The following is a 13,669-nucleotide window of genomic DNA, read 5'->3' as shown; positions in this document are numbered from 1 at the left end:
TTAATCACTCCTATTTAGCTTGCGCTTTTAATTGTTTAAATAATTCAGGGTCCTCTTTTAGCAACCTACCTTGTTCAGTCAAATTGAAATGCTCTTTGCTGAACGGGTTCTTGGCTCCTCCGGTTGTCGTGGCGCTTGCCTTTGGCGGTGTGCCAGATAGCGCTTGTTTCACTCCTGTTGTGATTCCTTCATTCAAGTCATTGGTAATCATTCCGATAAATGCATCTAGCTTATCTTCCAAGGATTCAAATTTCCCATTATCAACCAGAAAGTCTACATAATTTTGATTGATATTTTTCTTGGATAGTTCTTCTCTAGCAGAAATGCTATTTTCTTTGATGATTAGAGCGCGTTCTCTTTTCTCTAGCGCTTTCGCCTTGTCAAATTCTTCCTTCTCAGCTTTTTGCTGCTTATATGATTTTCTTTCTTCTTCGGGCATATTTTTAGTTTTTAGTTCTTCCAGTTCTGATTGTAGAAGCGTCACGCTCTCTTTCAAACCTGCCATCTCTTTTTGATGCTGTTTTTCTTTTCGGTCCAACCTGTCTTTCATAGTGCTTTTGGAAACCATTTCTTCCTGCTCTACCTTTTCCTCTTTCGTTTCTTCCTGTTCCGCGGTTACAGTTTCTTCCTCAGATTCTTCAGCAAAGTATTGTAAATTCAGTTTCATTTTTTCTACTCCTTTTTTAGCCTGGGGCGGCTATTTACTCACGCTTTATTTATGGCGTCCACAGCGAGGAAACGGACAAAATAAAAAGGCCGAGAATAAGCACGGCCATGATTCATTGTTTAAATTTCAATTTTCTTCTTGTTGAAACAGAACGACCTACCGAACGCATTGACCTGGAGCCACGACTCAGCATAACGTTTACCGCACTCCTCGTATTTCGTGACATAACTATGCACGTCCTCACCTCTTTCAAGTTTACGATCGCCGCCCGCACCTGGACGGTAGGAGATAGATTTTGGATCACTACTCCTTTCTTTTCTTGACCTCATTGATACTGATACCCACGATCAGAATGCTTAGAGCAACAAAAATAGAGAATACAACCAGATAAAATCCATATAAAAGAACGGTTAACATTGACATCAAATCAACTCCTTTCTCAGTCATTCTCAATCCCAAATATTGTCGTCCTGCACCACGGATGGAACGGCGGGAAATTCGAACCTACTTTCGCATCTTCAAACTTGAACTGCTGCCCGTCTAGGTGCTCACACGTTTGGCTTGTCCGCTTATCCAGAACGGCAGATATCTCATACCGCTCTATCCCCGCGTCCATAAATGCTTGCTTGTTGGCTTGATTGGTGACGAATGAACTTTCGGTAACGGTCAACCTCATAGACTCGAAGGCGCCAACCTCTGTCCGTTTCCGAAGCGTCATGTTCATCTTCTGGTAGCTGTCACCGCGAATGATGCCATCCCGAATCTCATTGTTGAGCGTATTGATCAGCTTCTCCTTGTTCTCCCAGATGCGATCAGAGAAGTTCGCGCCAGTGGTCCACTTTTCATTCAGCGTCTTAGCCATCGCCTCGTTGTTCACGTTAAAAAATGAAGAAGCACTATCCAGCCCCTTCATCGTCGATAAGTATCCATTTTCATAAGCTTCTTGGAGCAGTTTTTCCAATCCTTCTTGTTCAAACGCACCTAACTCAACCATCTGCATCCGAGTGGATAGCTGCAGTCCTTCCAACCGATTCAACTTGTATATGCTTTCCCTCGTCGGAATAAGGTGTGCATATTTGGGATTCCTGGCAAAAAAAGCATCGTAATCCTTGTAAAGCAGATTGCGCTCAGATTCAGTCAAGGAGAGAACCAATTTCCGATACTCAATCACATCATCTTTGCCGTACTTCTGATAGTAACTGGCGATATCCTTGCTGATGCTCTCTTCCAATGCGTGGTACTGCTTCCGCATCGCCTTATCAAATGCATTATTTCGTTTGTCCTGGGCAGCATCCAATTCCGTCATCCGATCAAGCCAATAGGTCTTATTATCTTTGGATTTAACCTTATCTTCAGTATCCATTCAATCGCCTAACTTTCTTCGGTCGCTAGAAAACCGCCGCTTGGATCTGTAGCATATCCGCTATCACCATTGTTTTCCTCAGCCATTTTCTCGATTTCCTCATTGACGTTTCCGACGATGGAGAGCACGCTCAATTGTGTCTCTTTCGATACGACACCCTGCAGCGCGGAAGCTGTAGCTGCTTCATCCGCGATATTCCGAGGGATATTCTTGGTGAAACGATAATCCAGATTGCGCCATTCATCTTTCTTGCTGGCCTCCATATTTGTAGGCAAGTTGAACAGCATTTTAAATCGGCGGTTCATCCCTGAAGTGAACTTCCGCTCCTTCATCGCTGCCAAGTTCTTCATGGGCTGCAACTTGAACTCTAAAGAGACCCCTGAGGCATTGCCAAAGCTCTCATCGTTAATATTAGAGACCATGGCAATCTGGTAGATCAATCGTTCCAAACGGTCCAGCAAGTGCTCTTGCGATGTGTCACCGTCCGGCTTCTGTAGGAATTCAACTACAATCTTGCTTGCATCATCTGTTCCGAAAATATTAATGATCCGATTATCCCGGATTCGCATCACACCCTCTTCGTCCAGCTCTGCACCCAGGATGGAAAGATAAGCATCCGCGAAGTAATCCACGTCATTAGCCTTCTCAGATAGCGCCTTATCATAGGCATTGATCAGTGACTCAATCGGCTCAAACAGAGCCTGCCGTTCCTCGTTCTCAATGTACTCGATCACAGGGACATCGCCGTAATAATGCGGTTTCTGCTCCGTGAAAGCCAGGTCCTTTTCCACCTGAACGAACGTAATTTCCTCGCCGGCTGTGAACAGCTGCCCGTTTATTTTTCCTTCCGAATCCAGCTGATACCGGACCGCAAATAGAGGCTTCTGGGCGATCGTGTCATCGTAAACGATAAACATATCGAGCGGATTGTTATACGTGCAGCAGGTCTCGGATTCTTCGTTCTGGTAAAGCATTTCGAACCCATGACCGTATATCGAGGCGATTTTGCTCAACTCTGCGAAATTATCGTCCATGTCATTGAGTTTCAAGAACTGCTCTACCCTTTCGCCGACGTTTTTATCTTCATGACTCACTTTGACGGGGATCCCGGCGAAGTAACCGTTGAATGTTTCGACCGTGTACTTCGCATGATTCACTACCAGCCGATTGTCCGGCTTGTAGGCCTCTTTCTTGTCCAAGCTGAGTATCGGAGCTTTGCTTTCGAACAGGTTCCTCAGCCTCATATATCGCGGCAATTCAGCCTGGTGCAATTCGATGAAACTGCTCACCACTTCGCCCGTTATTTCTTCCCCTGCTGGGTGAATAAATACCACTTAGATCCCTCCTTTGATTGTTTTTAGTTTGACCTTGCTACGAATGCCTTCGACCGCATACCGGCAAGCATCGATAACGTGGTTGTAGCTGTCCACTGGTCTATTGATGTACTCGTTTGTCTTTTTATCTTTATGCCAGGTGTAGTTCTCCAATTCCTCAATCAATTTCACGCAGCGTTCGTCAACGATAAATTCATACTGCGAAAGAAATTGAATTCCTTGAATGACTGAATCAGGACCCTTTTTCGCCTCTCTGATCCGGCTAATTCCCTTTTGCCTTATCTCAGCAATTGATTTTTTCTCAGCCGAGTCAGCGGTTATGACTTCTTTCGAATAGCCCAGGTCTTTTATGGCCTCGGCTATCTTGTCATTCAGCAATCCCTTTCGGACATACTCTTCAAGAAAATAGATCCGCTTATTCTGCTCATCTATCTTCAAGTGAATGAATGCGGATGGATCGTTGATGTACCCGAAGTCAAGTCCGAAGAAGGACGTCAACTGAGCCACTTCCTCACGATTGATCAGCCGTTTCTTATAGGTTGGAAAGACCAGCTTATCCAAGGTTGCAAATTCGCCTAGAGCGTATATTTTGTAGTACGCGGGGTTCCTGTTGGCTAGTTCTTCAATATTTTGCTTCGTGAGTTCATCCAAAAAGCGATTGCTCTTGTAGGTTGTTTGATAGATGACTGTGTTAGCCGGCTTCTTTACGAAGAAATACTTAAAAACCCAGTTAGTTTTACTAACCGGGTTGAACATTAAATATATTTGTTTTTGTTTATGGCCCTTATCCCGCAGCCGCAGCGTGAGCTGAGTGAAATCATCCACTGTGAATTCGGAAGCCTCTTCCATGACGACATCCGAAATGGCTTTGATCGACTTGATTTTTTCCGGGTTATCCATGCCTTTGAAAATCAACTCTGCATCATTCGGCAGCTTGATCCGGTAATCGGTCATATTAACCTTGCAGTAATCTAACACGCCGTAGGTAATCAGACATTGCTTCACATCTTCAAAAATGGAATCCTTTAGAGTCGCCCCGACTTTCCGCAGGAACAATACTTTACGCGGCTTCTTCCAGTCCCCTAAAGCTTTCAGCACTACTTTTTGGACAACGCCATGAGATTTCCCCGATGACGCGCCGCCGTAGTGGGCCTCAGTGAATGTATCGTAATCGTATAGCTTATCGTAGATGTGCTTATTAAAAACTCTGGATGGGTACTTAAATGCAATCTTAATCGATGGTTTCTTTTCAGTCTTCATCGTCAGCATCCCAATCGCCGACAACAATTTCGATGTTGCGGTTGGTCTGTTCTATTTTCTCCGTCCACATGCCGTATCGTTTTCCGAGATCGACGGCAGCTGCACGCCTTGCCTGGACGTTCGGTTTTAAGTCTTTCACTTCCTGGAAACCATCTCCAACGAAAATAGGGACCGGCTCCGTAACTTCTCCCCGCATAACGGAGGTCAGGAACTCCATTACTTCCTGCTGATCAGCAACCTTCTCGGAATTTAAGACTTCGAGCCGTTCGTCTATATACGCTTTTACACCAACATTTTCCAACAGTTTACTTGACTGAGCCTTAGCGTAATTGTCGCTATATCCCGCTTTGACAGCTGACTGATAAATGTTCCCGCTGATGATGTACTCATCTGCAAACTTCTGTTGCTTCAACGTCAACCCTGCCATTTTCCATCACCCCTCAATATATTTGAAAATAAAAAGACCTCGAACGAGGTCTAACATTACATTGCTTTAATAAAATTTTTGAATCTTTTCCCTGAGATATGCATATAGACTACGAAAAAGCCCTCATGAATATCTATATTGTTTATCTTTAGATATCTGTTTACATAATTTTCGCTTAAAAAAATATCTTTAGATTTTTCATTTTGGTTAACTAATTCATAATCTACCACTTCATGACGTATAATTTCAAAATCAAGAGGCAAAACAAATTTTTTCTCGCCAGAATACATACGTCCAATTAAATCGAAAACTGATTCTTTTTTTTCAAACCCTTCAAACCTGAATAACTGTGGGGATTTGCTAAAGTTAACTCCACAAACAACAAGTTCCCGTTCCCCTTTTATAGAAGTCGTGCCATTTTCTTTTTCTGAAACATTTTTTGAATAGCACATTATTCTAAAATCTATTCTGTTATCGTTAGAATAATGTCGAAGAGTTAAAAAGATAGTTAAAACAGTTGCGATAATTCCTACCCAATCAGCTAAATTCCCATATAATTCGGGATTATATACAAAATAAATAATACAAACCACCTCCAATTATCAATAATAACAAAAAACCCCACACAAATGTGCAGGGCCAATAAATAAAAGGAGGCTTTGGAGCCTGATTTTTCGCAGACCCCTTCAAAGACAGTATATACCTTTTTAGTTCACCTTTCGTCCACTCTTTTTCCGCTTGTTTGTAATGCATAGGCATCGATCCCGAAGAGCACAACGGAAAACTCTTCGATTGCCTTCTTCAAATCTTTATATAAAGTCGTCTTTTCGACGCCGTAGCGTTCCATCAACGCTGTAGGATTTTCAAAGTCAGGTTTGAGATACATGTCACGGAGAATCTTATGCCTGCGGTTCGCGACTTCTCCGCCCCGTTCCGCCAATGATCTGTATGCCAGCAACATGGCATCGATATAATCCATGATCATTTTCGTTTTTTGCTTGGACTTCATGACCTCTTTCAAATTCAAGTCGATGTGCTCCAGCAATCCCATATCTATTTCTTGATGTATGATTCCAATTTGCTCCGGCAAGTTCTCACAATGTGCGCTCAACTTGCGGTAATTTTTCACGAGGAGTTCGGTATTTCGAAACCGTCGATCATGTTGTTCCTTGGAAGCAATACGCTCTTGTTTCTTCTGCTCTCTCAGCACCGTTGTTGTAATAACTTCAATCCATTTTTCTGGTATTTGTTCCGTCAATTACATCCACCTCTTTCCGCATATTCGAACGTGTACCCCTTCACGCTCCTGCGCTCCCCACGCAGAACCTTGTAAATCGAATCCCGCTTGCTGTTGACGCACGCCTCCGCTTCTGCGATACGATTAGCCGTCATCACCAGCACGCCATCTTTAAATATATTAATCGGTTTAATTTTACGCTCGTAGCTAATCTTTTTGCCGACTTCCACCCCAGCCAACGCGTGCATCTTTATGATGCGGATGTCTTCATCCGGCAGCTGTTCCCATTTTTCGGGCAGCTCATCCAGATAATCATAAAATTCATTCGATAACTTCATTCTGATCACCTGCTTTCTTCGGAGTAATCAGCGAACTGCCCTTTCCACCCGGCCCGAAGTAGTTGTACAGGACGATTTCCAGCAGATCTAAACGATCGTCCGTCGTTTGTTTGGCATACAAATGTCTATTGTATTTGTAGCTGCGCTTGTGTAGCGAATAGGCGCGCATACCCTCCAAGTAAATTCCATACACACCGTTCTTGCATTTCATCGTGAAGCCAAGTTCAAACACTTTCTCCTGAAACTGACCCATCATTTTGTTGTGTTCTTCTTCCGGCAATGTGAGCGCCCTCCTTTTCGTGTATCCAGGTAACTTCATCCGACCACCTCAGTATCCTTCATGTCCCTGATCATTTCCTGTATGTCCCTCAACGCCCTGCAGTAGCCTCTTGGTTCGCCCTTGCCCGTCTTGTGCTTGGCAACACTGTAGCTATTGCCATACATCAATTCTATTTTTCGAAGCAGCAGATCCGCATCAACCAAGTTCTTTTTCTTCGGCGGTTCCACAACTTCCGGAGTATCCTTTTTACGAATAAAGAAATTAAAAGCCATGCAATCTCCTCCTAGACTTCCACAAATTTTTTACTTGCTGCGCTCCACTTCAGCAGCACCAACGGAATTTGATAACGGAACATGAACAGTTTGGCTTTGATTTTAAATTCAGGTGTCAGAAAACCTTTGATATCGACGACCTCTATCCGGCCATCCGTATACAACACTTCGAAGTCAGCCTTGTAGGTAATCGCTCGTACGATTCTGCCCGTCTGCGGATGTGCGAACCTATCTAGTAAAGTGAATGGCTTCTGCATCTGGAAATCTTCTACAAGGCCGCTTTTTTTGAGTTTTTGAAGATGTTCGTAATAGCGGCCCTCTGCTTTGCTATCGAACGTGATTCCATCGATCGTTATTTTTTTTGCTCCGTATTTACTCATCGGCATCTCCTTTTTTAAAACGGAAGGTCATCATCACCAATATCAATAGACTCACCAGCGCTACTGAATGGATCAGCTGATTGATTAAAGCTGTCATAATCGCCTTTGCGCATCGTGTTATTTTGGTTGCTCCCTTGGTACTGTTGACTGCTTGAACGATTAGCATTATCATTTTTAGCCTCCAGGAAGTGGAATTTTTCAACGACTACCTCAGTTGTGTAAATTCTTTGCCCGTCCTTTTCGTAGCTGCCTGTTTGAATTCTCCCGACCACGCTGATCAGTGATCCTTTCCGGAGGTTGTCAGCCATTACCTCGGCCGTCTTGCCCCACACTTGGCAATTTGGGAAATCAGCTTGCTGATCCCCGTTTGCGTCCTTGAAATCACGATTGACTGCCAGGTTAAAGCGTGCGACGGCTTTTCCTGCAGGCGTATATCTCAAATCAAGTTCCTTGGTGATTCTGCCTACTAATACGACGTTATTGATCATAAGAATTCTCCCTCCAGTACATCCGGCCTGAATCCGCTCCAACTGGTTTCGGGTTCAGCGTGGATCACCACAACCGGCACCGCTTGATAGCCCAGGTCTTTCAGTTTTCCTGACGCCTTCTTGTTTTCGATGATGTCCACCTCCTGATAATGAACACCATGTTCATTCAGCCACAACTTCGTGAGCTTGCATTGCGGGCAGCGTTTTTTGGTGTACACCGTTACGTTTTTGCGCGTTTTATTCAGCATCGGTGTCCTCCAATTCAATTTTTTCCACGTTGTTGATGTAATGAAAAGTTGGTTGATGATTGTATTCGGTAAGCCATTTTTGAAGAGCGTCATTAAGTGCCTCTTCAAGATCTTCCAGTTCCCCTTTGGTCACATCGTCCAAGTAATTTTCTGCAACTTCTCCACAACAATCTCCCGCTTGTTCTTGGAGGTTTTCGATCACATCGCCAGCATCAATACATAAATGCGGCGAAAACGCTTGTCCTACCGCAAACACTGTATGCACCCCCTCGTATTCCTCGTACACATGCCCAAGTACATCTGATTGGTCATATTCATTTTCCGGATTCTCTATAAACTCTCTCAAAGCTTTCTTTCCGGCATTTATAGCCTCTTCTTTTGTGTCGAAATATTCAGAAGACTGCCAAACCTCTTCATCTTCACTCGGGCTACATAGCCACTTCAAATTATTCTCATTCATTTTTGCTTCCTCCATTCTTCAAATTTACGTTCCATTTGTTTTGCGATAGCTATATCTGATTCATACGGTGTATAGATCAGCCGACTTTTTTTAATGCCACAATCTAGCAATGCACAAGGTTCGCCTTCGTCTACAAAATACATATCACCCCATGCGAGATTTACTTCAATTTTTTTGACGTGCATGATCACGCGATGCTTGCACCGTCCATCTTGATAATAGCCGCCTACAACAGGTTTCATCCATCTACCTCCTCATAAGTACCAACGATATTAAGCAATCCAGTTTTAAGCATCCCGCTTATTTCTTCTGAGATACTATCTACGTCTTCTTCGTCAATTCCAAGCTTAGAAAGTTTTACTTTGCATATTTTGTTTATGTGTGAATCTATAACGAAAAAGTTATCAACTAGCCAATCGTTTAAATCTTGTTTGGGCGTTTGTTTTGTCATCCTTTAACCTCCTCGTATCCCCAGTCCACAGTTTGAAACGCAACGTCCTTGCATTGCTCTTCGATATCTTCAGGAGTAGCATCATCTGATATCTCAATCTCATCTTCAATCAACTGTCCCGCGTATCCCGTGTGTAACCAAACCCTGAATTTTTTCATCTATTCTACCTCCTATCTTTTATTGCAGAAATTATAAATATGCACAGCAGGACCGCGGCGGCAATCTCGCTGATGATCATGTCGCACCCCTATTTTCCGTTTCCGCTGATGTAAATAAGATTTACCCATTTGCCATCAGCATCCTCACTCCCGCCACCACGGCCAATACACTCGATAGGCATGGAGATATCAATCCGGTCTCCGAATGGCGTTTTTCCACGAAAATCCAATCTAACCTGATCATGATCGTTGTATACAGCCAACTTCTTTTTTAATTCCCCAACAGTCAGAATCCATCCGTTGTATACTTTAAAATCAGGCTCGGCATGAAATTCTGAATTCAAACTTGTTTGTTCATTCATCTTCCTGCCTCCTGGTTAATTTCCGATGTATTCAATATCTTCAAAGCTCACGCGTCTCAAGCAGTTCATTCGCGTGGCCACAAGGTACGCTTTCACTGTTCTTTCGTCCATTTGTCGAATACCGACATCGAGAGTACCCTCGTCAAAAACATAAGTCACACCGTAGTTAACCTTGAACTCTCTCGTTCCACAGATATAACCCACTTCTTCGATCGGCTCTTTTTTGTATTTATCGAGGTGGATAAAATCGCCGGCCATTTCATCGGACATCAGGTGGTCTTCAAGATCAGAAATGCCCATCTTTTCCAGTTGCTCCGTTTGGTTCTGCCTTTTCCAATAATGATTTATCCGCACCTTATCGCCTAATTCGTATTTCATTCCTTATGCCTCCCTCTTCTGGCTGGTCTTCAATCGTGCAATGCGTTCGGCTATGAGTCTTTGCTGGTCTGGATCAAGGGCGGTCTCCGTCACTGGTGCGGTAGTTTCAGCCCATTCCGGCATTTTTTCTTTCTTTGGCGCGTTATTTTTCTTCATGGAGCTTCGCTGCCTAGCTGCCTCTTCTGCCTTAGCCTCTTCAACTGTCCGGATATTCTTTTGCAGAAAATCTTTCATGATCCATTCCGCCAGACTGTACGAAGGTCGTTCTGCTTTGGAAGCCCTCAATATAGCTTCCATAACTAAATCTTCCCCGATATCAGTTACCCAATAATCAAGCCCTTGCGCGATAACCATATTTTCCATCCCGATGTTTTCCTGAAAGAATTTATGAACGTTAGTGGCCTCGGGTGATTGATCTGGATTATCAATGCCGTTTACTTTTATTTCATTTACTTTTATTTCATTTTCTTTTATTTTATTTAATTTTATTTGTGTACCAGAATCAGGAATAACTGGCATTAATTCAGGAATAACTATAGTTTTTTCAGGAATAACTGACTTAATGACCATTAGAGGGCACATTTCCTGTAATTCCGCCTCATTGATCAGCAGGTACTCTTTTATCACTTCCCCCTTCTTTTTCTTGCCAACCGCTGTGAAATAACGTTTTTGAATACCATCACTTGTCAAAATGCGGTACTCTTCAAATAGTTTTTCCTGGAATAACTCATATTTAATGCAGTCATTGACAATGTTATTCACGGAATTACTATCAATTCCGATACGTTTTGCAATTAAAATCAGTTCTTTTTCTTCCCATTTGTAGAAATAACCAGAACTGTAAATCTTCATGAACATTTTGATGATCACTGCGAATCCTATCGCACCATGCAGCCCCTCAATCAGTTGAATTTTATCGTCATAGTCCGCATCTATATCCAATGGGAAGTATCGAAGCCCGTCTTGTATTGGCCTTGCCATTTATTTCACCTCACAATCAAGAGAGGGAAGCTCCCTCTCCGGTTACTCCTTGGGTTTGATTGTCCTTTCTTCAAATAATGATTCTTGTGCAGCGTCGTCATCTAGATTGATGATTTCGCCATCTTCAGTGACGAAGGTTCCAAGCTTATCTGGCTCTTGAATCGGCGCCGCATCGAAATCCTCGTCCGGCGTAATGTCACGGATATCTCCCGTTTCCTTATCAAGCGTTTGAACCGTTTCGTCAGTCGTGACGGCTTTTTGCATTTCGATGGATAAGATTCCCCACTTGGAAAGAATGTTCCGGAGGATGGTCTTTTTGGCCATTGAGTCATAATCTGTCTTCCAAACACCTGACAGCTCTGTCTTGTTTTTGGTTTTGTTGTTGCGAATGCGGTGGGCTTCCACTTCTTGCTTGGTCCAGTAGACGGTCTTCTCGAAGCCGTTCAGCAATTTAAAGTAGCCGACATAGCCGATCACGACATCAGACAGTTTTCCGTTCGGATCAAACTCAAATTTCTCCGTCAGGCGATTCCAAGAAAGCAACTCACCTTCATATACCTCGATGACGTTCAAGGCTTCGTATTGGCCGGAGCGTTGGGCCAGTTGAATGTACCCCTTATACCCAAGGATGAATTGCCCTTTTTGCTTGTTGCCGTCCTTGTAATCCCGGAATGGGACAATGTAGGCATAGCCGAGGTTCTTGTCTAATGGTAGATCCAGAGTGGCAGCTGTCATGGCGCAGGTAATGATACTCATCGGCTCGCTTTGTGCCAGGTAGGAATCATTGTTCACCAAACTGAGAACGGAAGCCGTAAAGCCTTGCGATTTTTCTTTGAGCACATCCCGGAACTTCTCTTGGACCACCGGTGAATTAAGGAGTGATTTCAGCCCCAGTTGCTTCGCTTGTCCGGGTGCTTGGGTGTTGCTGTTTTGTAGTTGGTTTTTCAAACTCGAATTCGTTGCCATATTATTTGATCCCCTTTATCGTTAGTCTTCTTGATTGCGTTGCATTGAGGTATTGCTCGTAAATGGCCGGCTGTTCTTTTTGCAAAGTCTTCGTGTCCAGTCGGTTCGTTGTGACAGGCTTCCAGTAAATGAGATTGGTGGGCGTGATGCCGATTTCCGCATCCGCTTCTCCGAGTGCCAGTTTGATTTGGTTCTCATAGAGGCTGATGGTTTCCTCGACGGTCTTCTTGGCTGCTTTGGCCTCGTTCAGTAGGGAAATCGTTTCATCGAAGGAAGAGCTTAGCGTGATTTCTTTCCCCGCTTCGCTGTTGGCGTATCGTTCCTTCAGGAAGTCCGTTGCCGCTTGGCTACCGTCGATTGGAGGCGCAACATTCTGCTTCACATTGACCTCCCAGAAGTCAATCAGGCGCTCCTGAATGATGTCTATCAGTTCCTGGTCTCTTTCTACCCGCTTCCACTGGAACTTCTGCCCACCCACCAAAACGGCGATATAGGCATACTCTTTATCCAAGACATTCAGATAGTGCTGCACCTGGAAGATATACTGATCCGGGATATTGTCCCCTTCCCATTTGTCAGACAGGAACATGCTAGCGGTTTTACATTCCAGAATGGCGTTCTCTCCGACAACTTGCCGATCCACGTTCGCGCTCAGAAAGTCGTATTCCTTATGGAAATACATGTGATTGTCGTTCCGAACTTTAGCCCCTGTACGCTTCGTGAATTCCTCCGCTACTGTCTGCTCGAACACATTGCCCCAGTAAGCCGCTTCACTTGGATCGGATGCATCAATTTCAATCTGCCCGGTCTTGTCTAGCCACAACTGGTATGGACTCTTGTATTTGTTGAAGCCCAGGACAGTAGCCACATCGCTGCCGCCTATCGAAGTGCGTCTCATTTGCAGCCAGTCTTCCCGGCTCATATTTTTTGTTGGGATCCGTTGTCTCATTCTCCTGCCACCATCACTTTCTGCGTTTCCTTGACGAACCGGGGAATATCTTCCAAACGAACAAGGCCCAGCTCCGTCTCCACGTATTCATCACCATCATAGATTTCGTTTCCTTCCCAGTCAGAACCAAATAACTGCGGTTCATCGGGTTCCAAAAATCGTTCAAAATTTGTTCTGTTCATGTTATACTCACCTCATAAATGGTTTTTTTATTGTCACCTACTCGCAATAGGTGGCTTTTTTAATGCACATTTTTTAATTTGCAGCGCCTGACGATTGATCGGAGCCGCTCTTTGTCTTGCTTTGGCATGTATTTGTGGTCCGACATCGGCGTGATGCGGTTGGCTTTTAGATCAAACACGATTACCGGCCGTGAAGCTCCGTCTATCAGCCAATCCAGTCGCAGGGATGTAGGAGAAATGCTTCTGTGTGAGATGCCTTCCTCGTTCAGCACTTCCGTTACTGCGAATAAATTCATAGGCTATCCTCCGCAGCTTCCAATTGCCTCTGAAGCCTGACCGCTCTATGTTCGAATGCGCGTGCCTGCCTTGCGGCTCTATCTGCATCCGCTTGATGTTTAGCCGCTAAAATCAGCATGTCCCGGTGGGAATTTTCGGCAAACTCTAACTGAAGAAGCAACCCGATGTATTTTTCTTTCTCATTCATCATT

At 44.0% G+C, this 13,669-nt stretch carries 25 protein-coding genes; all 25 read right to left on the bottom strand.

The window, feature by feature from the left end:
* Positions 1 to 10 precede the first annotated feature (10 nt).
* The gene (locus C8U37_RS06425) at positions 11 to 667 is read right to left on the bottom strand and encodes a hypothetical protein (protein ID WP_108032439.1); all 657 of its coding nucleotides are present in this window, start codon (positions 665 to 667) and stop codon (positions 11 to 13) included.
* A gap of 439 nt (positions 668 to 1,106) precedes the next feature.
* Positions 1,107 to 2,030: a minor capsid protein gene (locus C8U37_RS06420; RefSeq protein WP_108032438.1), complete on the bottom strand. Its 924-nt coding sequence runs from the start codon at positions 2,028 to 2,030 to the stop codon at positions 1,107 to 1,109.
* A gap of 8 nt (positions 2,031 to 2,038) precedes the next feature.
* Complete coding sequence (locus C8U37_RS06415) at positions 2,039 to 3,364, bottom strand: phage portal protein (protein WP_108032437.1); 1,326 nt, start codon at positions 3,362 to 3,364, stop codon at positions 2,039 to 2,041.
* Positions 3,365 to 4,624: a PBSX family phage terminase large subunit gene (locus C8U37_RS06410; RefSeq protein ID WP_108032436.1), complete on the bottom strand. Its 1,260-nt coding sequence runs from the start codon at positions 4,622 to 4,624 to the stop codon at positions 3,365 to 3,367. It abuts the gene before it with no gap.
* Entirely contained in the window at positions 4,614 to 5,051 is a 438-nt protein-coding gene (locus C8U37_RS06405; RefSeq protein WP_108032435.1) for a terminase small subunit, read from the bottom strand. Before C8U37_RS06405 ends, C8U37_RS06410 begins: the two co-directional genes overlap by 11 nt.
* A 56-nt stretch (positions 5,052 to 5,107) precedes the next feature.
* The gene (locus C8U37_RS06400) at positions 5,108 to 5,644 is read right to left on the bottom strand and encodes a hypothetical protein (RefSeq protein ID WP_146161817.1); all 537 of its coding nucleotides are present in this window, start codon (positions 5,642 to 5,644) and stop codon (positions 5,108 to 5,110) included.
* Positions 5,645 to 5,763: 119 nt separating this feature from the next.
* Positions 5,764 to 6,309 carry a hypothetical protein gene (locus C8U37_RS06395; protein WP_108032433.1) on the bottom strand — a complete coding sequence of 182 codons (546 nt, stop codon included), beginning with the start codon at positions 6,307 to 6,309 and terminating at the stop codon, positions 5,764 to 5,766.
* The gene (locus tag C8U37_RS06390) at positions 6,306 to 6,626 is read right to left on the bottom strand and encodes a hypothetical protein (RefSeq protein WP_108032432.1); all 321 of its coding nucleotides are present in this window, start codon (positions 6,624 to 6,626) and stop codon (positions 6,306 to 6,308) included. Before C8U37_RS06390 ends, C8U37_RS06395 begins: the two co-directional genes overlap by 4 nt.
* On the bottom strand, positions 6,610 to 6,906 hold the full coding sequence (locus C8U37_RS06385) for a hypothetical protein (protein ID WP_108032431.1): 297 nt from the start codon (positions 6,904 to 6,906) through the stop codon (positions 6,610 to 6,612). The genes C8U37_RS06390 and C8U37_RS06385 overlap by 17 nt, the downstream gene beginning before the upstream one ends.
* A 35-nt stretch (positions 6,907 to 6,941) precedes the next feature.
* Positions 6,942 to 7,178 carry a hypothetical protein gene (locus C8U37_RS06380; RefSeq protein ID WP_108032430.1) on the bottom strand — a complete coding sequence of 79 codons (237 nt, stop codon included), beginning with the start codon at positions 7,176 to 7,178 and terminating at the stop codon, positions 6,942 to 6,944.
* Between the two features lie 11 nt (positions 7,179 to 7,189).
* Positions 7,190 to 7,558 (bottom strand): DUF1064 domain-containing protein, encoded by a 369-nt coding sequence (locus C8U37_RS06375; RefSeq protein WP_245879771.1) that lies wholly within the window; start codon positions 7,556 to 7,558, stop codon positions 7,190 to 7,192.
* A 14-nt stretch (positions 7,559 to 7,572) separates the two neighbouring features.
* A complete protein-coding gene (gene ssb / locus C8U37_RS06370; protein ID WP_108032428.1) occupies positions 7,573 to 8,046 on the bottom strand; it encodes a single-stranded DNA-binding protein in 474 nt (157 codons plus the stop codon).
* The gene (locus tag C8U37_RS06365) at positions 8,043 to 8,294 is read right to left on the bottom strand and encodes a glutaredoxin domain-containing protein (RefSeq protein WP_170100208.1); all 252 of its coding nucleotides are present in this window, start codon (positions 8,292 to 8,294) and stop codon (positions 8,043 to 8,045) included. Before C8U37_RS06365 ends, ssb begins: the two co-directional genes overlap by 4 nt.
* Entirely contained in the window at positions 8,284 to 8,754 is a 471-nt protein-coding gene (locus C8U37_RS06360) for a hypothetical protein (RefSeq protein WP_108032426.1), read from the bottom strand. The genes C8U37_RS06365 and C8U37_RS06360 overlap by 11 nt, the downstream gene beginning before the upstream one ends.
* Complete coding sequence (locus tag C8U37_RS06355; protein WP_108032425.1) at positions 8,751 to 8,996, bottom strand: hypothetical protein; 246 nt, start codon at positions 8,994 to 8,996, stop codon at positions 8,751 to 8,753. The genes C8U37_RS06360 and C8U37_RS06355 overlap by 4 nt, the downstream gene beginning before the upstream one ends.
* Positions 8,993 to 9,205, bottom strand: coding sequence for a hypothetical protein (locus tag C8U37_RS06350; protein WP_108032424.1), 213 nt, complete (start codon positions 9,203 to 9,205; stop codon positions 8,993 to 8,995). Before C8U37_RS06350 ends, C8U37_RS06355 begins: the two co-directional genes overlap by 4 nt.
* Positions 9,202 to 9,363 carry a DUF7167 family protein gene (locus C8U37_RS14445; protein WP_170100207.1) on the bottom strand — a complete coding sequence of 54 codons (162 nt, stop codon included), beginning with the start codon at positions 9,361 to 9,363 and terminating at the stop codon, positions 9,202 to 9,204. Before C8U37_RS14445 ends, C8U37_RS06350 begins: the two co-directional genes overlap by 4 nt.
* Before the next feature lie 89 nt (positions 9,364 to 9,452).
* Complete coding sequence (locus C8U37_RS06345) at positions 9,453 to 9,725, bottom strand: hypothetical protein (RefSeq protein ID WP_108032423.1); 273 nt, start codon at positions 9,723 to 9,725, stop codon at positions 9,453 to 9,455.
* Between the two features lie 15 nt (positions 9,726 to 9,740).
* Positions 9,741 to 10,103: a hypothetical protein gene (locus C8U37_RS06340; RefSeq protein ID WP_108032422.1), complete on the bottom strand. Its 363-nt coding sequence runs from the start codon at positions 10,101 to 10,103 to the stop codon at positions 9,741 to 9,743.
* Positions 10,104 to 10,106: 3 nt separating this feature from the next.
* A complete protein-coding gene (locus C8U37_RS06335) occupies positions 10,107 to 11,084 on the bottom strand; it encodes a Lin1244/Lin1753 domain-containing protein (RefSeq protein ID WP_108032421.1) in 978 nt (325 codons plus the stop codon).
* Positions 11,085 to 11,126: 42 nt separating this feature from the next.
* On the bottom strand, positions 11,127 to 12,050 hold the full coding sequence (locus tag C8U37_RS06330) for a recombinase RecT (protein ID WP_108032420.1): 924 nt from the start codon (positions 12,048 to 12,050) through the stop codon (positions 11,127 to 11,129).
* 1 nt (position 12,051) lies between these two features.
* On the bottom strand, positions 12,052 to 12,999 hold the full coding sequence (locus C8U37_RS06325; protein ID WP_108032419.1) for a YqaJ viral recombinase family nuclease: 948 nt from the start codon (positions 12,997 to 12,999) through the stop codon (positions 12,052 to 12,054).
* Positions 12,996 to 13,181: a hypothetical protein gene (locus C8U37_RS06320; protein ID WP_108032418.1), complete on the bottom strand. Its 186-nt coding sequence runs from the start codon at positions 13,179 to 13,181 to the stop codon at positions 12,996 to 12,998. Before C8U37_RS06320 ends, C8U37_RS06325 begins: the two co-directional genes overlap by 4 nt.
* Positions 13,182 to 13,240: 59 nt before the next feature.
* Positions 13,241 to 13,477 (bottom strand): hypothetical protein, encoded by a 237-nt coding sequence (locus C8U37_RS06315; protein WP_108032417.1) that lies wholly within the window; start codon positions 13,475 to 13,477, stop codon positions 13,241 to 13,243.
* Positions 13,474 to 13,665: a hypothetical protein gene (locus C8U37_RS06310; protein WP_146161816.1), complete on the bottom strand. Its 192-nt coding sequence runs from the start codon at positions 13,663 to 13,665 to the stop codon at positions 13,474 to 13,476. Before C8U37_RS06310 ends, C8U37_RS06315 begins: the two co-directional genes overlap by 4 nt.
* Positions 13,666 to 13,669 lie beyond the last annotated feature (4 nt).

The organism is Trichococcus patagoniensis (genome assembly GCF_003051085.1).
Lineage (GTDB): Bacteria > Bacillota > Bacilli > Lactobacillales > Aerococcaceae > Trichococcus > Trichococcus patagoniensis.
This window is presented reverse-complemented; position numbering and strand designations above follow the sequence as displayed.